The organism is Arthrobacter sp. Y-9, from assembly GCF_029690065.1.
Taxonomy (GTDB): domain Bacteria; phylum Actinomycetota; class Actinomycetes; order Actinomycetales; family Micrococcaceae; genus Arthrobacter_E.
On record NZ_CP121463.1, the window covers coordinates 852,502 to 873,150 of the forward strand.

The window sequence follows — 20,649 nt, forward strand, 5'->3', positions numbered from 1 at the left end:
CCCCTCTCCACTGCGGAGAGGGGCGCCAACTGTCATCTCGCGAGAGAGGGAAGGGGTCAGCGCTCGTCGTTGGGGTAGGTGACGCCGAGCTGAGCCCGCACCCCGTCGAACAGCCGCATGACGTCCACCGACTGGCGCCACGGCATGGTGGGGCTCTCCGTGAGGCCCTGCTGGACACTGCGCGTGACCTCGCGCAGTTCGTAGGTGTAGCCGGTGCCGACCGTGTCGAAGGTCTCCACCCGCTGCTGGTCCCAGCCGGTCTGGATGTGCAGTTCCTTCGGGTTGTTGACGGAGCCGAAGGTCTGGAGGACGCCCTGGTCGCCGGCCACGGTCGCGCTGCGCGGTCCGTGGGCCAGCAGGGATGAGGTGAGGGTGGCCATGGCGCCGCCCGAATAGCCGAGGCTCAGGATGTTCTGGGCGTCCACGCCCTGCTCCGTGAGAGTGCCGCGGGCGTCCACGGCGTCGGGGAAGCCGAGGATGCCCAGCGGCCAGAGCAGCGGGTACACCGTGAGGTCCAGAAGAGCGCCGCCACCGTCGCGGCGGGCCCAGATCCGGGCGTCCGGGTTCGGCGGGCACGGGAAACCGAGGTCGGCCGAGATCCAGTGCACGGTGCCGAGCTCGCCGCTCGCCGCGATCTCGAAGGCCCGCTGGATGGACGGCAGGAAGCGGCTCCACATCGCCTCCATGAGGAACAGGCCGTTCGCCTCGGCCAGCCGGACGAGCTCTTCGGCCTCCCGGGCGTTGATGGTCAGGGCCTTCTCGACCAGGACAGGCTTTCCGGCTTCCAGCGCCGCGCGGGCGATCTCGAAGTGCTGGCCGTGCGGGGTGGCGACGTAGACGACGTCCACCGCCGGATCGGCGAAGAGGCGCTGGTAGCCGAGGACGCCGTCGTCGTCGCCATAGGCCACTGCGAAACCGTGGCCTTCCGCGAAGGCGTCCGCGGCGGCCTGGGTGCGGGAGCTGACGGCGTACAGTTCGGCGTCCTCCAGGAGGGCCAGATCGGCCGTCACCGAGCGGGCGATGTTGCCCGTGGAGACCACACCCCAGCGCAAGGTCCGGCCGGTGGCGATCGCGGGATTCTGCTCCTCCTGGGACAGGAGCCATGGACGGGGGATGAGGGAAGCCATGGACCCATCATCGCACCGGGGTCTCCGGCGAGGGAACGGGTCCATGGCTTCGGCACGCAGGTGAACAGCGCAGCAGTGGACAGCGCGGGAGAGCGGGCCTCCGCTCAGGCCGCCAGGCGCTTGCGGACGAAGGCGGAGAGCTGATCCACCACCACGATCAGGACGAGCACGATGATGATGTGGGTCAGCATCGCATCGAAGCGGAAGGTCTTGATGGACTGGTTGATGAGCAGCCCGATGCCGCCCGCGCCCACGAGTCCGAGGACCAGCGAGGAGCGGACGTTGACGTCGAAACGGTAGAGCAGCAGACCCACGAACTGGGGCACGACCATGGGCAGCGTCGCGTTCGCCACCTGCTGGATCCGGTTGGCGCCGGCCGCGCGCAGGGCCTCCTGCGGGCCGGCGTCGATCTCCTCCATGGCTTCTGCCCAGAGTTTGCCCATGACACCGGTGTTGTGGCAGATCAGCGCCAGCACGCCGGGGAACGGCCCCAGGCCGACGGCCGTCACGAAGATCAGCGCGAACACGATGTCAGGGACCGCGCGGAAGAACGACAGGATGGCGCGGGCCACCTGGTAGACCCAGCCCGCGGGGCTGGTGGTGCGGGCGCCCAGCACGGCGAGCAGGAGGGCCGTCGGAATGGAGAAGGTCGTCCCGAGCAGACCGATCCAGAGCGTCACCAAGGTGGCGTCCAGGCCGGGCTGGATGGTCTTCTCCCAGTTCAGGTCCGGCGGGAAGGCGTCCGCGAGGAACTGGGCCATGCCCTTCCAGCCGTCCACCAGCAGCTGCGGCTGGAAGTCGGTGCCCTGGATCGCCAGGACATGGAGGAACACGACGACGGCGGCCACCACCGTCCAGCGGAGCCAGTGCTTCCGCCCGCGCAGGGCGGGCCGGGGGGCCTTCCCGGGCCGCGTGGCCACGGGCTTCAGGGTCGGCGCGCTCATGCCGCCACCTTCCTGTCCGGTGCGTAGAGGTGGTCCAGCTGGGCGGCGCCCAGCCCGGACACGGGGGAATCGAACACCATGCGGCCGTTCATCAGGCCGATGGCGCGGTCCGCATGACGCAGCGCGAGGTCCGGCTGGTGGAGGACCGCCGCCACCGCGAGGCCGTGCTCATGAGCCAGGCCCGCCAGCAGCTGCATGACCTGCTCGGCAGCGTGGGGGTCGAGGGCGGAGACCGGTTCGTCGGCCAGCACCACATCGGCCCGCTGGCACAGGGCTCGGGCGACCGCGACGCGCTGCTGCTGCCCGCCGGACAGGCGGCTCACGCGGTCGTGGGCGCGGTCCGCGAGTCCCACGCGATCGAGGCAGTCCATGGCCTCCTCCAGCACGGAGTCCGGGAAGAAGAGCGGGCTCAGGCTGCGGCCTGTGCTCATCCGGGCGAGGGCGCCGGTGCAGACGTTCTCCAGCGCGGTGCGGCGGGGGACCAGGTGGATCTTCTGGAAGATCATGGCCGCCTTGCCGCGCGCCTGCTGCAGGGCGCGGCCCTGCAGCAGGCCGAGGTCCTGCCCGCCCAGCTTGATGGTCCCGGCGTCGGGTTCGGTGATGCCCATGACGCAGCGCAGCGTCGTGGACTTCCCCGAACCGTTGGCTCCGAGGAAGGCGACGAGTTCCCCGGCGGCGACCGTGAAGTCGACGCCGTCCAGGACCTTCCGGCCGCCGAACGATTTGGCGAGGGAGGTCACCTCAAGCAGCGGGCCGGTCATCAGAGGTTCTTCTCGGTCAGGTTGAGGGCGGTGGCGAGGTCGAAGAGCGGCTGGTAGTCGTCCTTCGTGACGGCGACCATGGGGCCGGGAGGGGTCACGTCGAGGAAGGCGCCGACCTTGGCGACGTCCTTCGTGTCGAGCTGAAGCAGTGCCTCCGCGACGGCCTTCTTGAACGCCGGGTCGGCATCCTTGCGGACCGTGATCGGGTCGTTGGGGATGGGGTCGGAGGCCCAGATCTGGCGGAAATCGGAGGCCTTGAAAGTGCCCTCCTTGGTGGCGGTGGCCAGGGTCTGCGTGTTGATCTCGGCAGCGTCGACCTTGCCGTTCTTCAGCGCGAGCAGGGCTTCCGGGTGGCCGCCGGCGTAGTCCAGCTTGACGTCCTTCTCCGCGATGCCCGCCTTCTGCAGAGCGTAGCGGGGGAGGGCGTCACCGGAGGTGGAGCCGTTGGAGCCGAGGGCCAGGGTCTTGCCCTTGAGGTCGGCGATGGACTTCAGCGGGCTGTCCTTGGGCACCCAGATGCCGGCCTTGTAGCTCGAGAGCTTCTTGTCCGCGGTCGCGAAGGACGCGAGCGGCTCGGCGCCGGCCTGCTGGCTGGCGAAGACGAAGCCCAGCGGGCCGAACTCGCCCAGGTCGAGCTTGCCGTTGCGCATGGCGAGGACTTCGGCGGCGTAGTCGTCGACCACCTGGACCTTGACGGGGCAGTTGAGCTTCTGGGACAGGGCGTCGGCCAGGACGTTGTAGGCCGGGATCAGCTTGTCCGGGGCCTCGTAGGGCTCGATGCCGAACTTGATCTCACCGTTGGGGCACGTGGCGGAGGCGCCGCCCGCCGAGGCGGTGCCCGTGCCGGCCTGAGAGGTGCCGCCGCAGGCGCTGAGGGCGAGTGCCGCGGTGAGCGAAAGGGCCGCCGTGGCGGTGATCCGGGCGCGCGAAAGCTGCTTCATGATGATCCTTTGAGAAAGAGGTGCCGGAGAGGCGGGAGGGGAAGGGAGTGGTCAGGCGAAGAGGGAGTCGATGGTGCGCTCGGCCAGGCCGAACGAGAGCGTCATACCGACGCCCGAGGTGACGGACACGGCGGTGACCTGCGGGAGGACCTCCTGCTGGAAGAGCGGTGCGATCTCCGAGGAGGCGTAGACGCCCTGCCACCGCTCGATGACCCGGGGCCGTGATCCCAGGGTCGCCTCGAGGTGTTCCAGCAGGGTCTCGGCGACGGACTCGTCCAGGAACGGAGGGGCGCTCTGGTGGTAGTGGTGCGAGTCGCCCAGCAGGAGGGAACCGTCCGGCCGCTGGGTGAACATGACGTTCGCGCCGATCTCCAGCAGCTCGGGCGCGGTGGTCGAGACCTCGTCGCGCAGGGCTCCTGCCGCGGCGGTCTCGACGAAGGCGGGGTAGCGGAGCATGGAGGTGGCGGTGAGGACCGCGGGGCCCAGGTGGAAGCCGTCCGGCATCCGGCCCAGAGCCATGGTGAGGGAACAGCGCTGGATCCGGTGGGCCGCCGCCTCCTCCGGGAAGAGGTGGTCCAGATCGTGTCCGACGCACACCACGACCCGGGAGGCGGTGAGGTCGCCGCGGGAGGTGCTGATCCGGACGCCGCCGTCGGGCAGCGGGGTGAAGCCGGCGGCCGTCGTGTTCCAGGAGACCTCGGCGTTCGGGAGCGAATCCAGCCAGGAGGCGATGCGGGCCACGGTCGTGCGGGGGTCGACGCGCAGATCATCGCGGAGGAAGGCCCCGCCGATCAGGCCGGGCCAATCCGCCTGCGTGCCTGCGGGTCCGAGCTTGGCGCGGGTGGCGGCCGCGTCGAGGACGGTGACCTGGCCCGGTTCGCGGGCGGCGGAAAGTTCGTGCAGGACGGCGAGCTCGGCCTCGGTGCGGGCGACGACGACGGCCCCCGAGGTGGCGGCCCAGAAACCGGCGAGTTCGGAGAACTTGAGCCACTGCCGGCGGGACGCCTGGGCCAGCTCGTACAGCTCGCCGCTCTGGGCGGTGATGCAGCAGTGGCCGAAGTTCCGGATGGAGGCGCCCACGGCCTGGTGATCCCGGTCGATCACGCGGACGGTCAGGCCGCTCTCGGCGGCGACGGCGGCATGGGCCAGGCCCACGATGCCGGCGCCGACCACCAGGAGGTCGGTTGAGATTTCCTTGTTCACGGAACCAGCGTGCAGGAGCCGGAGCCTGCGGTTCAACCCCAGACAGCGGTTGTATAGACAGCTTCATGCAGTGTTCACCCAAGGCCGGGTCCGTTCACACACAATTCACCCAGCTCGGCGCATCTTCCCCGGTTTCTCCGGGAAGTGCACTTGTATGATCAAGTCGTGAGCATTCAGCCGACATCACCGCTGCACCGCCGCCTGAGCGAAGAGTTCATGGCCCGCATCAACAACGGCACCTGGCCGGCCGGGAGCCGTCTCCCGAGCGAGGCCGAGCTGTGCCGCGAATTCGGCACCAGCAGGGGACCCATCCGCCAGGCGCTCGCCTTCCTCAGGAGCGAAGGTGCCATCAGTGGCGGGCGCGGGCGCTCGCCGGTGGTGCGGGGCGGCGTGCCGTCCCAGTCTTTCTCCACCTTCAACTCCTTCACCGAGTGGGCCCGGAAGATGGGCAAGGAGCCGGGCCAGCGCACCGTGGAGGTCGCCATCCGGCAGGCCGGCCCCGAAGCCGCGGCGGCCCTGGACATCGCGGTGGGGGACAAGGTGGTGGACGTCGTGCGGGTCCGGTACCTCGACGGCGAGGTGGCGATGCTGGAGACCAGCACGTTCATCCACGAGGTGGGCCGCTTGCTCCTCGACTTCGACACCGACGGCGGTTCCATCTTCGAATTCCTCCGGCAGCAGGGCATCAGGATCCACAGCGCCCGCCACACCATCGACGCGGTCGCGGCCTCCCCGGCTCAGGCGGAGGCGCTCGGGACCCAGCCGGGTTCGCCCCTGCTCCGCGAGCGGCGACTGACCGCCACGGAGGACGGGACGCACGTGGAGTTCGCCGAGGACTGCTACCTGCCGGGCATCACCAACTTCAGCATCGACAACACCGTGGAACAGCGGGCAGCGCTGATCCGCATCCACACCGAAGGACACTGACATGACGCATCTGGTCGCCTGTGACATGGCCGGCACCACCATCGACGAGCACGGCGACGTGTACCGCGCCCTGGCTCAGAGCGTGGAGGAGGCGGGGGTGTGCACCACCGAGGAGGACGTCCAGGCTTGGATGGGCGCGGACAAGGTGGAGGCCATCACGGCGCTGCTGAAGCTCGGGGGCCACGACGCCGACCCGGCCACCGTGGCGCACTCCTTCTCCCGCTTCCGCGAGATCCTCGCCGCCCTGTACGCGGAGAACCCGCCCACCGCCCTGCCGGGCGTCGAGGAGGCCCTGAACGGGCTGCGGGCACGCGGCGTGAAGGTGGCCCTGACCACCGGCTTCTCGGCCGACGTCGCGCATCCGCTGCTGCACGCGCTGAACTGGACGACCGCGGACGCCCCCGACGCAGGCCAGGCGGCGCTCGTGCTCGACGCGGTGGTCACGAGCGATGAGGTGAGCGCGGGCCGGCCCGCGCCGTTCATGATCCACCGCGCCATGGAGCGCACGGGGGTCCTGGACGTCCGGGACGTCCTCGCGGTGGGGGACACGGTGAACGACCTGCAGGCCGCCGAGCACGCCGGGGTCCGCGGGATCGGAGTCCTCACCGGCAAGCTGGGCCGCGAGGAGCTGGCGGCGCACCCGCACGAGGCCATTCTCGAGTCCGTCGCGGATCTCCCGGCGCTCGTCTGAAAGACGCCGCAGGACAGCGAAACGGCGACGGCCGGTGGAATCTCTTCCACCGGCCGTCGCCGTTTCGCTTGCCCCGCTCAGCGGAGCCGGTTCACCTGAGGGGAATCACTCCCCGGGGATCACTTGGTGATCGGGCCGAGGACCGGATCGCCTTCGTAAGCGGTCTTGACGTTCTCCTTGGTCACGATGACCGGGGGGAGCAGGAAGGCCGGAACGACCTTCACGCCGTTGTTGTAGGACTTGTCGTCATTGATCTCCGGCTTGTTGCCGGCCTGCAGACCCTTGACCATCTCGAGAGCGTGCTCCACGAGCTTGCGGGTGTCCTTGTTGATGGTGGAGTACTGCTGACCCGCCATGATGGACTTCACGGATTCGACCTCGGAATCCTGGCCGGTGACCACGGGGGTCGGCTTGCCGGCGGCCTTGACGGAGGTCAGGATGGCGCGGGCCAGGGTGTCGTTCGGGGAGAGCACGCCGTCCAGCGAGGCGGAGCCGTAGCTGCCGGCCAGGATGGTGTCCATGCGCTTCTGGGCGTTCTCAGCCTTCCAGCCCTGGGTCACGGCCTGCTCGAAGCTCTTCTGACCGGAGACGACCTTGAGGGTGCCGTCGTCGATCTTCGGCTTGAGCACGCTCATGGCGCCGTCGAAGAAGACCTTCGCGTTGGCGTCATCCGGGGAGCCCGCGAAGAGCTCCACGTTGTACGGACCGCTGGCCTTCTTGGCCTTCATGCCGTCGAGCAGGGCCTGGCCCTGCAGCTCGCCGACCTTGAAGTTGTCGTAGGCCACGTAGTAGTCCACGGCGTCGGTGTTCTTGACCAGGCGGTCGTAGGCGATGACGATCGCGCCGTTGTCGTGGGCCTGCTTGAGCTGGGTGCCGAGCTGGGAGCCGTCGATGGCGCCGACCACGATGACCTTGGCGCCCTTGGTGACCATGGAGCTGATCTGGTTCTGCTGCTCCGAGACGCCACCGTTGGCGAACTGGACGTCAGCCTTGAAACCGGCTCCGGTCAGACCGTCGTTGAAGAGCTTCTCCGCGAGGACCCAGTTCTCACTGGTCTTCTGCGGAAGAGCGACGCCGATCAGGGCGTCCTTGGCGAAACCGGCCGCGCCGGAGGCGTTCCCGCTGGAGCCGGACTCGCTGCGGCCACAGGCCGTGAGAGCCAGCGCGGCGATGGCGGTGATGGCGGCGACTTTGCCCGCTTTTCCGAACATGCGCATGAGTGCAATCTCTTTCTATTGGTGATCCGGCGGCACGGGAGTGCCGCAGCGGTTCGGGGTGTTCGGCCTCAGGCGGCCTTGGTTTCGGTTTTGGATCCGAAGTTCTTGAGCAGCAGGCCGGTGATGGACCGCTTGCCCTGGGACTTGTTGTAGACGTCGAACGCGACGGCGACCAGGAGCACCAGACCCTTGATGATCTGGGTCCAGTCGGCGCCCACGCTCATGAGCTGCAGACCGTTGTTCAGCAGGGCCATGACGAGACCACCGACGATGGAGCCCACCACGGTGCCCACACCGCCGGAGACCGCTGCGCCACCGATGAACACGGCCGCGATGGCGTCGAGCTCCCAGCCCACACCGTCGAACGGGCCGGAGGCGGTGGACCGGGCGACGAAGATCATGCCGGCCAGACCCGCCAGGATCGACATGTTCATCATGACCAGGAAGTCGATGCGCTTTGCCTGTACGCCGGAGAGCTCGGCTGCGTGCTTGTTGCCGCCGACGGCGTAGATGTGGCGGCCGACGACCGTGCGGGAGGTGATGAAGCCGTAGACCAGGACGAGGACCGCGAGGATGATGCCCGGCACCGGGAAGGACGTGCCCGGACGGCCGGTGGCGAAGAGGTACGTCGCGTAGGCGATGGCGCCGCAGATGAGCACCAGACGGGTGACGACGACCCACATCTCGTCGACGTCGGCGCCGAGGGCCTGCGCGGCCTTGCGGCGGCGCAGCTCGCCCCAGATGATGGCGGCGATGGCGGCGAGGCCCAGGAGCAGGGTGAGGTTGTTGTATCCGGTGTCCGGCCCGATCTCCGGGAGGTAGCCGGCGCCGATGGTCTGGAAGTCACCCGGGACCGGGATGGTGTTGGACTTGCCGAGCAGCTGGTTCAGACCGCGGAAGAGGAGCATGCCGGCCAGCGTGACGATGAACGCGGGGATGCCGATGTAGGCCACCCAGAAGCCCTGCCACGCTCCCACGATCGCGCCCAGCAGCAGGCCGATCAGGATGCCCACCCAGGAGGGGACGCCCCAGTCCCGGACGATCAGGGCGACGCTGATGCCTACGAAGGCCGCCACCGAGCCGACCGAGAGGTCGATGTGCCCGGCGATGATGACGAGCACCATCCCGATCGCGAGGATCAGGATGTAGGAGTTGCCGTTGAAGAGGTTGATCACGTTTTCGGGCGTGAGGGTGATGCCGCCGGTCAGGATCTGGAAGAAGACGATCAGGAAGACGAGGGCGAAGATCATGCCGAACTGACGGGTGTCGCCGCCGAAGATCTTTTTGAGTGCGTTCATTGGTGATTCCTTGGGTGCGTGGTGAATGGGACCGGGGCCCCACAGCAGCGGGAGGAGTGTCAGGCGGCCTGACGTTTGGCGGTCATGAGCTTCATGAGGTTCTCCTGGGTGGCGTCGTCCTTGTCCAGAACGCCGGTCACTGAGCCTTCGAAGATCGTGTAGATGCGGTCCGAAAGCCCGAGCAGTTCCGGGAGCTCGGAGGAGATGACGATGACGCCCTTGCCCTGACTGGCCAGGCGCTGGATGATGCCGTAGATCTCGTACTTGGCGCCCACGTCGATGCCACGGGTCGGCTCGTCCAGAATCAGGAGGTCAGGGTCCGTGAACATCCACTTCGCCAGGACCACCTTCTGCTGGTTGCCACCGGAGAGCTTCGCCACGCCTTCCTCGACCGAGGGGGTCTTGGTGCGCAGGGACTTCCGGTAGTCCTCCGCGACCTCGAACTCACGGTCCTCGTTCACCACGTTGTGCTTGCTCACGCCCTTGAGGTTCGCGGCGACGGTGGTGGTCTTGATGTCGTCCAGGAGGTTCAGTCCCAGGGACTTGCGGTCTTCGGTCACGTAGCCGAGGCCATGGTCGATGGCCTGGCGGACCGTGTTCATCCTGATCTCCTTGCCGTCCTTGATGACGGTTCCGGAGATGAAGCGGCCGTAGGAGTGGCCGAAGAGGGAGCGGGCGAGTTCGGTGCGCCCGGCACCCATGAGTCCTGCGAAGCCGACGATCTCGCCGCGGCGGACGAAGAAGTTCGAGCCCTTGCACACGAGGCGGTCCTCGATCTGCGGGTGGGCCACCGTCCAGTCCTTGACCTCGAAGAACACCTCGCCGATGTTCGGTGTGTGGTCCGGGAACCGGGATTCCAGGCTGCGGCCCACCATGCCCTTGATGATCCGGTCCTCGTTGACGCCGTCGGCCTTGACGTCCAGGGTCTCGATGGACTTGCCGTCACGGATGATGGTGATGGAGTCTGCGATCTGTTCGATCTCGTTGAGCTTGTGGGAGATGATGATCGACGTGATGCCCTTGCCCTTGAGGCCGAGCAGCAGGTCGAGCAGGTGCTGGGAGTCGCTCTCGTTCAGGGCGGCGGTGGGCTCGTCCAGGATCAGGAGCTTCACCGACTTGTTGAGGGCCTTGGCGATCTCCACGAGCTGCTGCTTGCCGACGCCGATCTCCTTGACCGGGGTGTCGGGATCGTCGCTCAGGCCGACACGGGCCAGCAGATCCTTGGAGCGGAGGCGTGCCTCGGACCAGTTGATCACCCCGAACCGGGTGGGTTCATTGCCCAGGAAGATGTTCTCCATGATGGACAGCTCGGGGATGAGCGCGAGTTCCTGGTGGATGATCACGATGCCGGCGGCTTCGCTGGCGCGGATGTCCCGGAACTGCTGGACCTCGTTCTGGTACACGATGTCCCCGGCGTAGCTGCCGTAGGGGTACACCCCGGAGAGCACCTTCATGAGTGTGGATTTCCCGGCCCCGTTCTCGCCGCAGATGGCGTGGATCTCGGCGACCTTCACTTTCAGGTTCACCTCGGAAAGGGCCTTCACGCCCGGGAACTCCTTGGTGATGGATCGCATTTCCAGGATCGTCGGGGCGGTGCTGGTCTCAGACATCGGTCGTCCTTGCCTCGAAGTCGTTCAGTGCGGACCAATCAAGTCCGCCGGTGGGGGCCCGATCCCTGTGGCTCGTGTCACCCTCTGACCGATAAGTAAACTGGAAGCGGGCTATTGCCGTCAAGCCTTTAACGCAGAGGTCGTACCGAATCGTTACTTCTTGGCACTCGCCGGTTTGCGGAACACGAGAGCGGCGGCGCCCAGGGCCTCGGCGCGCTCGCCCAGTGAGGACACCGTGAGCGCCGTGGACGCGCCCACCATCGGGATCGTGTGCCGCAGGATTCCGCGGCGGATGGGCTCCAGCAGCAGTTCCTCCAGCTCGGCCAGCGGGCCGCCCACCACAATCACCTCGGGGTTCAGGAGGTTCGCCACGGTGCCGAGCGCATGGCCGATCGCCAGCCCGGCGTCGTCGAGCACGCGCAGGGTGGCGGGGTGGCCCTCCCGCGCGCCGGAGATGATGCTGCGGGTGGTCACGGGGCCGGGTTCGTTGCGGCTCAATTGCTCGATCATGGTGGTGGTGGACGCGATCGTCTCGAGGCAGCCGCGGCTCCCGCAGCGGCACACGGCCCCGCGGTCGTCGATGGTCGAATGGCCGATCTCGCCCGTGATGCCGAGGTTGCCGTACACCGGGGCGCCGTTGACGATCAGACCAGCGCCGATGCCCGAGCCGATCTTCAGGAAGACGAGGTTCTCCGCGCCGCCGTACGGCCCCCAGGTGGCCTCCGCGAGGGCGCCGAGATTGGCGTCGTTGTCGATGTGGACGGGCAGTCCGAGGGCCTCGCGGAGCCGGGCCTCCGTCTCGATGCCCACCCATTCGGGCAGGACCGCGCCGTGGGCCACGGTGTGACTCCGCCGGTCGAGAGGTCCGGGGATGCCGATGCCGACGCCGATCACGTCGCCGTGGGTCAGCCCGTTCTCCTGGAGGAGCCGTTCCATGAGGTCGTGGGCCATGGCGATGCCGTGTTCGGCGTGGTGGCCGAGGACCAGGCTCGTGGAGGCTTCGGCGACCACGCGGTAGTCGCGGGTGGCCAGGACCACCCGGACGTGCCGGCGGCCGAAGTCGATCCCGACCGCCACGCTGTTGTCCGCGTTCAACCGGACCTGCAAGGCCCTCCGGCCGGACGACGTGGTGGGGGCCGTGTGCACCATGCTGTCGCGTTCAAGCTCTTTGACGATGTTGGAGATCGTCGCGGTGGAGAGCCCCGTGGTGCGGGAGAGTTCGGCCTGGGTGGCCGGGCCGGCGGAGAGTGCCTGCACGATCCGTTCCCGGTTGAGCTGGCGCAAGGCCGACTGGGAACCCGGATTCCTGCGGGTGGGTGTGCTGTTTCCCTCACGGCTGACCATGAATGCAAGCATGGCCTAAACGGCTTATGCGGTCAATAAGTTAACGCAAGGAGGCTCGGACGAGGGGCTTCCGAAACGCAGGCCCGTCCGGCCCGCCGAGGCGCGGTCCGGTGCGTTCAGCACCGGAATCCTGCGGCGGTGGTGCAAAGGGTCCCGGGATCCGGACTGGACGCGCCGCCTAGGCTGGTGTCATGTCCGAGGAAGGGAAAGTGACCGGGATGCGTCTGGCGATCATGCAAGGGGAGTCCGCCGTGCTGGACACGGCGGCGAATCTCGCCACGATCCGTGCGGCCGCACAGCAGGCGTCCGACGGCGGCGCGCAGGTCCTCATCACGCCCGAGCTCTTCCCGGTCGGCTACGCCCCGCGGGCGGTGCGCGGCGGGCTGGACCCTGCCCTCCTGCCCGGCCTCGCACAGGAGCTGGGGGACATCGCCCGTTCGGCGGGCCTCGCCCTGCTGGCCAGCCTGCCCGAGGTGGAGCCCGCCGCGCCCGGCCCGGGCCCGGCAGCGGACCGCTGGTACATCAGCGCCACGCTGTTCGGCCCCGACGGCGCCCGGCTGTCCCACTACCGCAAGGTCCACCTCTTCGGCGCCGAGGAGCAGGAGGTCTTCACCCCCGGGGACCAGCCCGCCGCCGTCGTCGACTATCAGGGACTCCGGCTCGGGACCGTGATCTGCTACGACGTCGAGTTTCCCGAGACCGTGCGCGCCGCGGCGCTGCGGGGGGTGGACGTCCTCATGGTGCCGACCGCGCTCGGCAGCGGCTACTCGCAGGTGCCGCAGCGGCTGATTCCGACGCGGGCGATGGAGAACCACCTGTACCTCGCCTATGTGAACCACACCGGGGTCGAGGACGGCTTCCACCTCAGCGGCGGCAGCGTGGTGGCCGATCCGTTCGGGCGGACGCTCGCCGAGGCGGACGAGGATGCGGCCGTCCTCTTCGTGGACGTCGATCCCGGGCAACTCGCGACGGCCCGCGCGGACGTCCCGTATCTCGAGGAACGGCGCCCCGACCTCTACCGGTCCTGGCTCTCCTGAACGGCGCCCGGATCCGGCTCGTCGGACGCCGCTGAGGGATCGGCGGGCACCGCCCCGGGGAGACCCGTCCCGAGGAAGCCGAGGGCCAGCCACAGCTCGGCCCGGACCGAGGCGTCACCGAGGTCGCGGCCCAGGGTGTCCCCGATGACCCCCACGTGCCGCCGCACGCTGTTGCGGTGGATGTCCAGGGCGCTGGAGGCCCCGTCCCACGAGCCGTGCGCCGCGAGCCACGCCCGCAGCACGCGCAGGAGCAGATCCCGTCGCGGCGGTTCGAGGGCGAGCAGGGGTCCGAGCACCTCCCGCGCGACCCCGGCCCCGGCCTCCCGGGGCATGAGCTCCGCGAACGTGCGCGGCTGCTGTTCGGCCAGCAGGCTCCTGCGCTCCTCCTCGGCGCGGGCGAGCAGCGCCATGGCCTCCAGTCGCAGCCGCGGGACGTGCTGCAGGGCGTGCCCGGCCAGCGAACCGCCCTTGCCCAGCCGCGGCGCCGGGCGGGACACAGCACAGGCGTAACCCTCAGCCTCCACCCGGGACAGCCGCGCGGCCGTGGGCTCCTGACGCGTGACGGCGAGCAGATGCGTGCCGTCGTGGACCACGAGTTTGGTCTCCCAGAGCCGCCGCCACGCCAGGACCTCCGCGGGGATCTCGGCGCCGTCTTCGGCGTGCGGGTGGGCGATCACCACCCGCAGGCCCGACCCGGTGCCCGGGGCGCTGTCGCCGAGCAGGGTGGAGAGCGCGGCGTCGTCGCCGGGCGCGTCGCCGCGGAGCAGCAGCAGGGTGGCCAGCTGGCCGGGGGAGAGGGACCCTGCGGCGCGCTGCCGGGCCAGCAGTTCCAGGAGCCCGACGGCGGTGGAGACCATCGTGTTCTCCGTCGCCGTGAGTGGATGCCCGGTGCGGAGCACGAGGGCCCCGAGCGTCGGCTCGCCGCGGCGGGGGCCACGCTGGGCCGGGACCGCGCGGGCACCGGACGGCGGGCGCGCAGCCGCACCGCGTCCCGGCGAACCTCGCAGCGGAAGGCCCAGCAGGGCGCCGTCGGACGTCTCCCGCAGTTCGACCCGCGGACCGCTCCCCGCGAACAGATCCAGGGCCAGTTCCGCCGCCTCCGCCACGACCTCGGCCCCGGCGGACCGCGAGCCGGCCGTGAGACGGAGCTGCCCGTGAGCGCCGAAGAGCAGCACCTCGCCGGAGACCCGCTGCGCCAGGGCGTCCAGCAGCTCCTGCTCGCCGCCTTCGCCGAGAGCCGCCCGGATCAGCTGCCGATTGGCCTCGGTGAGCTGCCGCAGCACGCTCGCGTTGCCGGATTCCAGGAGGCGGGAGAACGCGAGGCCGACCGCCGCGAACGGAAGGGTGGGCGGAAGCTGCCAGAGGGTCACGCCGTGGCGCTCGCAGGCGGACACCACCGCCGGGGGGACGGAGTCGAAATGGGGTTCGAGCCCGAACGCCAGGGCGGAGACACGGGCCCTGGCCAGGCGCTCCACGAACGCGTCCACGGCCTTCTCCGTCCCGCCCTCCCCGAGGAACGGCAGACCGGCGGTGAGCAGGAGCTCGTGGTCCAGAAGATACGGCGTCGGGTCGTCGAGTTCGCTCGTCTCCACCCAGCGCAACGGGACGTCTCCGGCGTCGTGGAGCACTCGGATTCCGTCCGGGAGCCGGCCCAGGAACCGGTGGGTCGTCAGGCCCGGGAGCACGTCGAGTTGTGCCTCCCCGGCACTCGCGGCACCATGGATGGAATGTGCACTTTGTCCCATGAGCCAAGACTCTAGTTCAAAATGCACCATCGTGAGAGCTGGCTCACAGTCCTAGCCTTGGTACTAGGCCTTCTCCCCACCCCATCGGTTCCCGGACCTGGCCTCGCCCAGCCCGGGACCTCGACGGTGCGGTCCCTCGCCCGGCAACGACGCCGGGCGGCCGCCCAAGACGCAAGGAACTCCCCATGACCACAACACCCCAGACGCTGCCCGGCGCGACGCCGAGCCTCGGCCGGCAGCTCATCCGCCGCAAGTCGATCGCCCAGATGGAGCGCGACGCCCGGGACAACTCCGGACACGGCAGCCTCAAGCGGAACTTCGGCGTGCTGCAGCTGACCATGATCAGCGTCGGCGCCACGCTCGGCACGGGCATCCTGGTCATCCTCGGGGACGCGGTGCCGATCGCGGGCCCCGCCATCTGGCTCTCCTTCGTCGTGGCCGGTTTCGCGGCACTGCTCTCCGCGGTCTCCTACGCCGAGATGGCAGGCATGGTCCCTGTGGCCGGTTCCAGCTACTCCTACTCCTACGCCACGATGGGCGAGGGCATGGCGTGGATCTGCGGCTGGTGCCTCGTCCTGGAATACGCGGTCTCCGTGGCTGCCGTCGCCGTCGGCGCAGGTCAGTATGTGAATGAGACCATCGGGGTGTTCGGCATCCAGATGCCCGACGCCATCTCCCAGCCCCCGGGCGGCGGTGGCCTGGTCAACCTCCCGGCCCTCATCATCGTCCTCCTGGCGACCGTCCTCCTGGTGCGCGGCGCCAAGGAGAGCGCCCTGGTCAACACCATCATCGTGTTCGCCAAGGTCGGCATCCTGGTCTTCTTCTGCATCGTCGCCTTCACCGCCTTCAACGCCGGGAACTTCGAGCCGCTCCTCCCGATGGGGGCCGCCGGCATGAGCGCCGCCGCCTCCAAGGTGTTCTTCTCCTACATCGGCTTCGACGCCGCCTCCACTGCCGGTGAGGAGGCCCGCAACCCCAAGCGCGATCTGCCCCGGGCCATCCTGCTGTCCATGCTGATCGTCACCACCGTGTACGTCCTGGTGGCCGTGGCCGCGATCGGCGCCCGGAACTGGCAGTGGTTCGACGGCGTGGAGGCCCCGCTCGTCCAGATCATCAACGAGATCACCCATCAGCCGTGGATCGCCCTGGTCTTCGCGGTCACCTCCGTGCTCGCCATCGTCTCCGTGGTCCTCACCGTGCTCTACGGTCAGACCCGCATCCTGCTGACCATGTCCCGTGACGGTCTCGTGCCCAAGGTGTTCGGCGAGGTCTCGCCGCGCACCCACACGCCGGTCAAGGGCACCTGGATCGTCGGCGTCGTCGTGGCGCTCACCGCCGCCTTCGTCCCGCTCGGCGCCCTCGCCGACGCGACCAGCATCGGCACCCTGTTCGCGTTCGCCCTCGTCAACGTCGCCGTGATCTACCTGCGCGTCACCAAGCCGGGCAAGACCCGCAGCTTCCGCGTCCCGCTGTACCCGGTGGTGCCGGTGCTCGGCGCCCTGGCCTGCCTCTTCCTGATGGCGAACCTCGACGGGATGACCTGGCTGGTGTTCTGCGCCTGGATGCTGATCGGCGTCGTGATCTACCTCGCCTTCGGCCGCCGGAACTCCCGCGTGGGCGGCCTGAACGAACAGGCTTACCAGCTCAGCCACCAGGACGACTGAGTCCGTCCCTCCCTCTTCACCCGCAGCACACGAAACACAAGGCAAGGACCCATGGAACCCACCGCCCTTCCCTCTCCGTCCGAGGGCACCGCGCCCATCACGATGCTGAACCCGGACTTCCCGTTCAGCTACGACCTCTACCTGCAGAACCCCGCGGGTCTGGGCAGCGTCCCCGAGGAGCTGTACGGCACCGAGGTGGCCGTGGTGGGCGCCGGGCTCTCCGGCCTGGTCACCGCGTACGAACTCATGAAGCTCGGCCTGAAGCCCGTGGTCTACGAGGCGGACCGGATCGGCGGGCGTCTCCGCACCGCGAGCTTCCCGAGCGCACCCGAGGTCACCGCCGACCTGGGCGGCATGCGCTTCCCGGTGTCGAGCAAGGCGCTGTACCACTACATCGACCTGCTGGGCCTGGAGACCACGGACTTCCCCAACCCGCTGGCGCCGGTGACGTCGAGCACCGTGATCGAGCTGAAGGGGCGGAAGTACTACGCCGAGAAGCCCGGGGATCTGCCGGAGTTCTTCCACGAGGTGGCCGCCGCCTGGAAGGCCTGCATGGAGGAGAACGCCCGGTTCACCGAGATGCAGGACGCGCTCAAGGCCCGCGACACCGCGAAGATCAAGGAGATCTGGGATTCGCTCCTCGAGGAGCTGGACGAGGAGACCTTCTATGGTTTCATCGCCAAGAGCCGCGCCTTCAAGGAGGCGGGCTACGCGCACCGCGAGGCTTTCGGCCAGGTCGGTTTCGGCACCGGCGGCTGGGACACCGATTTCCCCAATTCCATTCTGGAGATCCTGCGCGTGGTCTACACCGACGCGGATGACCACCACCGCGGCGTGGTGGGCGGCGCGGCCCGCATCCCGGAGGCACTGTGGAACCACGCGCCGTCGGACCTCAAGCACTGGCCAGCCGGCACCTCCCTCGCCAGCCTGCACGGCGGCGCGCCGCGTGGCGCGGTGGCCCGGATCGCCCGCGTGAAGGACGACGACGGCGCCCCCACCTCCCGCATCGCGGTCACCGAGCGCTGGGGCCGGGCGAGCGAGTATGCGGCCGTGGTGACGACCTGCCAGTCGTGGCTCCTGTCCACGCGCATCCACACCGAGGAAGCGCTGTTCCCGGCGGAGATGTGGACGGCGATCGAGCGTTCGCACTACATGCAGTCCTCCAAGACCTTCGTGATGGTCGACCGCCCGTTCTGGAAGGACCGCAATCCGGAGACCGGCGAGGAAGTCATGTCGATGACCCTCACCGACCGTCTGACCCGCGGCACCTACCTGCTGGACAACGGCCCGGACCAGCCCGCCGTCATCCTGCTCTCCTACACCTGGAACGACGACGCCCTGAAGTGGCTGAGCCTCGATGGGGAGCAGCGCGCCGACCTCATGATCCACTCCCTGGAGCAGATCTACCCGGGCGTGGACATCCGCAGCCACGTGATCGGCACACCCATCACGGTGTCCTGGGAGTCCGACCCCAACTTCATGGGCGCGTTCAAAGCGAACCTGCCGGGCCACTACCGGTACCAGGAGCGCCTCTACACCCACTTCGACCAGGAGTCCCTGGATGAGGCGCACCGCGGCATCTTCCTGGCCGGCGACGACGTGTCCTGGACCGCCGGCTGGGCCGAGGGCGCCGTCACCACGGGCCTGAACGCCGTGTGGGGCGTCGTGAAGCACCTGGGTGGCGCCTCCGCTGAGGGCAACCCCGGCCCGGGCGAGTTCCTGGCCGAGTACGGTCCCAAGCGCCTGGCCTGACTCGGGCGGGCCGCTCGCTTGGCCGATTGCGCGCCCTGATTCACTTATTGCGGGGATATTGACTCGCGAAAAGTGAATCAGGGCGCGCTTCTGTATGTACACACTCCTGGCCTTCCTCACCGCAGTTGTCCACATCGGTCCTCTCGCAGGAGCTTCCGGCGCCGCTGGCCGTCAGGATTTCCGTATGAACAGGAAGTCGATCCACCTCATACGGACCGCTGATGTGCTGATGCATGGGATGGATTCCGGGGAACTGGCGCGGCGTACCAAACAGGGAAAGCTACGGAGGATTAGACGTGGGTTTTACGTCGGTTCCGAGGAGTGGAACAACGCTTCTCCAGCCGACCGTCACGAGCTCTTTCTTCGTGTCGCCGTGGAGACCGCCGATGTCCGACTGCCCCTCCACGGGATCAGCAGCGCCTTCATGCTGGGCCTCCCACTCCGTCGGCTCCCTGAGCAAGCGCACTTGGCCGACACCATCCGGGGCGGAGGCCGCTCACAGCCTGGGATCGTCCGGCACCAGCCCGACGGACGCCATCGGCACGTCCTGACGGTCCGGACGCTCCCGTGTTCCGACCCTGTGAACACGGCCCTCGACGTCGCACTTCGAGAGGATTTCGCGTGGGGTGTGGCGATCCTGGATCGTTTGCTGAACCCGCGGCCGCTCCCCTCGGAGGCTGCGGTAGGCGGGTGGGATCCCGGCGATCGGTCGCAGATGGAGCCCCGCAGGATCGCTCACATTTCTCAGGGCTGGTCCCTCCCTGAGGATGTGGGATTCGCGGAACACGTCGACCGGCGCTCGACGCCGGCAGGCGCCGAACGGCTGATGCGCAAGGAACGCGTGGGCCCCACCCAGGGTCCGCCACCGGGTGCACCGGAGCGGTGTGACAGGGCAGCCATCCGACGGCTGATCGAGCAGGTGGTGAGCGGTCCGAAACGGAGGAAACTGGAGGCCAGGCTCGCGTTCGCAGACGGTGACGGGTTCCTGCCGGGCGAGTCCCTGAGTCGAGTGGCCATGTATGACCAGGGATTTCCTCAGCCGGAGCTTCAGTCCGCATTCCAGGACCGGTCTGGCTTGATCGGATACACGGATTTCTATTGGCGGAACTGGAATCTGGTGGGCGAGTTCGACGGGGACGAGAAGTACGTCAAGCCCGAATACCTGAAGGGCCGAACCGTCTCTCAGGTGGTCATGGCCGAGAAGACACGCGAAGACCGGCTGAGGAGACTCGGGTTGACGGTGGTTCGCTGGACCTGGGCGGACGTGGTGCAACCGGAGCGGCTGGCGACTCTGCTCCGTAGCGCCGGTCTCCCTGTTTCCACGCGGCCCCGCTGGACGCCTCTGTGCTGAGTCGTCCCAACGAATTGCGCCCTGATTCACTTCCTGCGGGTCAATATCCCCGCCGGAAGTGAATCAGGGCGCACAACGGCGAAGCCCTAGTTGAACACCACGGTCCGGGTGCCGTCGAGGAGGACCCGGTGCTCCGCGTGCCACTGGACGGCCTGAGCCAGGGTGCGGCCCTCGACGTCGCGGCCCATCTGCACGAACTCCTCGGCCGTGCGGGCGTGGCTGACGCGGATCACCTCCTGCTCGATGATCGGGCCCTCGTCGAGGTCGGCGGTCACGTAGTGGGCCGTGGCGCCGATGAGCTTCACGCCTCGCTTGTGCGCCTGGTGGTACGGCTTGGCGCCCTTGAAGGACGGGAGGAAGGAGTGGTGGATGTTGATCGCGCGGCCCTCGAGCTCGCGGCAGAGGTCGTTCGAGAGGATCTGCATGTAGCGGGCCAGGACGGTCAGCTCGATCTCCTCCTTCTCGATGATCTCCAGCAGCTGCCGTTCGGCGTCGGCCTTCGTGTCCGCGGTGACGGGGATGTGGTGGAACGGGATGCCGTAGAACTCGGCGAGCGGGGCCAGATCCGTGTGGTTGGACACGATCGCCGGGATCTCGATGGGCAGAGTCCCGGAACGGTGGAGGAAGAGCAGGTCGTTGAGGCAGTGGGCCGCCGTCGAGCACAGCACGAGCGTGCGCACCTTCCGGCCGACCGGGTGCACATCCCAGCGCATCCCGAAGGCGTCGGCCACCGGGGCGATCGCCGCGCGGACCGCTTCGGCTCCCGCCGACGTCGTGACCTCCACCCGCATGAAGAACGTGCCGGTGGTGACGCTGCCGTACTGCTGCGAGTCGGCGATGTTGCATCCGACGGTCAGGAGGGCACCGGAGACGGCATGGACGATGCCGGGGCGGTCGGGGCAGGACAGGGTCAGCGTGTATGACGTAGGCGCTTCAATCACAAGGCTAAGGATATCCGCCGTGCGGTACGCTAGTGCCGTCGCAACTGGCGTCGGATGGGTCACCATCAGGGAGCGGCACAGTCGAAGACCACGGAT

17 protein-coding genes are annotated in these 20,649 nt (G+C 68.6%); 6 read left to right on the forward strand and 11 right to left on the reverse strand.

Translation table 11 applies throughout. The features are described 5' to 3' along the window. Positions 1–56: 56 nt before the first annotated feature. The 5 genes from P9849_RS03760 to P9849_RS03780 all read right to left on the reverse strand — a co-directional run bounded on the left by P9849_RS03760 (position 57) and on the right by P9849_RS03780 (position 4,976). Entirely contained in the window at positions 57–1,127 is a 1,071-nt protein-coding gene (locus P9849_RS03760) for a Gfo/Idh/MocA family oxidoreductase (RefSeq protein WP_278268368.1), read from the reverse strand. 104 nt (positions 1,128–1,231) lie between these two features. Next, complete coding sequence (gene phnE, locus P9849_RS03765; RefSeq protein ID WP_278268369.1) at positions 1,232–2,071, reverse strand: phosphonate ABC transporter, permease protein PhnE; 840 nt, start codon at positions 2,069–2,071, stop codon at positions 1,232–1,234. Further along, on the reverse strand, positions 2,068–2,832 hold the full coding sequence (locus tag P9849_RS03770) for a phosphonate ABC transporter ATP-binding protein (protein WP_278268370.1): 765 nt from the start codon (positions 2,830–2,832) through the stop codon (positions 2,068–2,070). Before P9849_RS03770 ends, phnE begins: the two co-directional genes overlap by 4 nt. After that, complete coding sequence (locus tag P9849_RS03775; RefSeq protein ID WP_278268371.1) at positions 2,832–3,773, reverse strand: phosphate/phosphite/phosphonate ABC transporter substrate-binding protein; 942 nt, start codon at positions 3,771–3,773, stop codon at positions 2,832–2,834. The genes P9849_RS03770 and P9849_RS03775 overlap by 1 nt, the downstream gene beginning before the upstream one ends. A gap of 51 nt (positions 3,774–3,824) precedes the next feature. Continuing rightward, the gene (locus P9849_RS03780) at positions 3,825–4,976 is read right to left on the reverse strand and encodes a TIGR03364 family FAD-dependent oxidoreductase (protein WP_278268372.1); all 1,152 of its coding nucleotides are present in this window, start codon (positions 4,974–4,976) and stop codon (positions 3,825–3,827) included. A 165-nt stretch (positions 4,977–5,141) separates the two neighbouring features. On the opposite strand from P9849_RS03780, the gene P9849_RS03785 reads away from it, so the two are divergent. Then, complete coding sequence (locus tag P9849_RS03785) at positions 5,142–5,903, forward strand: GntR family transcriptional regulator (RefSeq protein ID WP_066214415.1); 762 nt, start codon at positions 5,142–5,144, stop codon at positions 5,901–5,903. 1 nt (position 5,904) lies between these two features. Beyond that, positions 5,905–6,594: a phosphonatase-like hydrolase gene (locus tag P9849_RS03790; RefSeq protein WP_278268373.1), complete on the forward strand. Its 690-nt coding sequence runs from the start codon at positions 5,905–5,907 to the stop codon at positions 6,592–6,594. 119 nt (positions 6,595–6,713) lie between these two features. Here the strand turns inward: P9849_RS03790 and P9849_RS03795 are convergent, their stop codons facing one another. The 4 genes from P9849_RS03795 to P9849_RS03810 all read right to left on the reverse strand — a co-directional run bounded on the left by P9849_RS03795 (position 6,714) and on the right by P9849_RS03810 (position 12,063). Next, positions 6,714–7,811, reverse strand: a complete 1,098-nt coding sequence (locus P9849_RS03795; RefSeq protein ID WP_278268374.1) for a sugar-binding protein — start codon at positions 7,809–7,811, stop codon at positions 6,714–6,716. 68 nt (positions 7,812–7,879) lie between these two features. Continuing rightward, positions 7,880–9,109 (reverse strand): multiple monosaccharide ABC transporter permease, encoded by a 1,230-nt coding sequence (gene mmsB / locus P9849_RS03800; RefSeq protein ID WP_107002255.1) that lies wholly within the window; start codon positions 9,107–9,109, stop codon positions 7,880–7,882. A 59-nt stretch (positions 9,110–9,168) separates the two neighbouring features. Then, positions 9,169–10,719 carry a multiple monosaccharide ABC transporter ATP-binding protein gene (gene mmsA / locus P9849_RS03805; RefSeq protein WP_066214422.1) on the reverse strand — a complete coding sequence of 517 codons (1,551 nt, stop codon included), beginning with the start codon at positions 10,717–10,719 and terminating at the stop codon, positions 9,169–9,171. 153 nt (positions 10,720–10,872) lie between these two features. Beyond that, entirely contained in the window at positions 10,873–12,063 is a 1,191-nt protein-coding gene (locus P9849_RS03810) for an ROK family transcriptional regulator (RefSeq protein ID WP_278268375.1), read from the reverse strand. 191 nt (positions 12,064–12,254) lie between these two features. Between P9849_RS03810 and P9849_RS03815 the strand changes: the two genes are divergently transcribed. Beyond that, positions 12,255–13,100: a carbon-nitrogen hydrolase family protein gene (locus tag P9849_RS03815; protein WP_278268376.1), complete on the forward strand. Its 846-nt coding sequence runs from the start codon at positions 12,255–12,257 to the stop codon at positions 13,098–13,100. Here P9849_RS03815 and P9849_RS03820 read toward each other — a convergent pair. Then, positions 13,079–14,845, reverse strand: coding sequence for a PucR family transcriptional regulator ligand-binding domain-containing protein (locus P9849_RS03820; RefSeq protein WP_278268377.1), 1,767 nt, complete (start codon positions 14,843–14,845; stop codon positions 13,079–13,081). The genes P9849_RS03815 and P9849_RS03820 overlap by 22 nt on opposite strands. 185 nt (positions 14,846–15,030) lie before the next feature. Between P9849_RS03820 and P9849_RS03825 the strand changes: the two genes are divergently transcribed. The 3 genes from P9849_RS03825 to P9849_RS03835 all read left to right on the forward strand — a co-directional run bounded on the left by P9849_RS03825 (position 15,031) and on the right by P9849_RS03835 (position 19,612). Next, positions 15,031–16,509, forward strand: a complete 1,479-nt coding sequence (locus P9849_RS03825) for an amino acid permease (RefSeq protein WP_278268378.1) — start codon at positions 15,031–15,033, stop codon at positions 16,507–16,509. Between the two features lie 51 nt (positions 16,510–16,560). Then, the gene (locus P9849_RS03830; RefSeq protein WP_278268379.1) at positions 16,561–18,261 is read left to right on the forward strand and encodes an NAD(P)/FAD-dependent oxidoreductase; all 1,701 of its coding nucleotides are present in this window, start codon (positions 16,561–16,563) and stop codon (positions 18,259–18,261) included. A 184-nt stretch (positions 18,262–18,445) separates the two neighbouring features. Further along, entirely contained in the window at positions 18,446–19,612 is a 1,167-nt protein-coding gene (locus P9849_RS03835) for a type IV toxin-antitoxin system AbiEi family antitoxin domain-containing protein (RefSeq protein WP_278268380.1), read from the forward strand. A gap of 86 nt (positions 19,613–19,698) precedes the next feature. Here the strand turns inward: P9849_RS03835 and purU are convergent, their stop codons facing one another. Further along, positions 19,699–20,550, reverse strand: coding sequence for a formyltetrahydrofolate deformylase (gene purU, locus P9849_RS03840; protein WP_278269083.1), 852 nt, complete (start codon positions 20,548–20,550; stop codon positions 19,699–19,701). Positions 20,551–20,649: the final 99 nt, after the last annotated feature.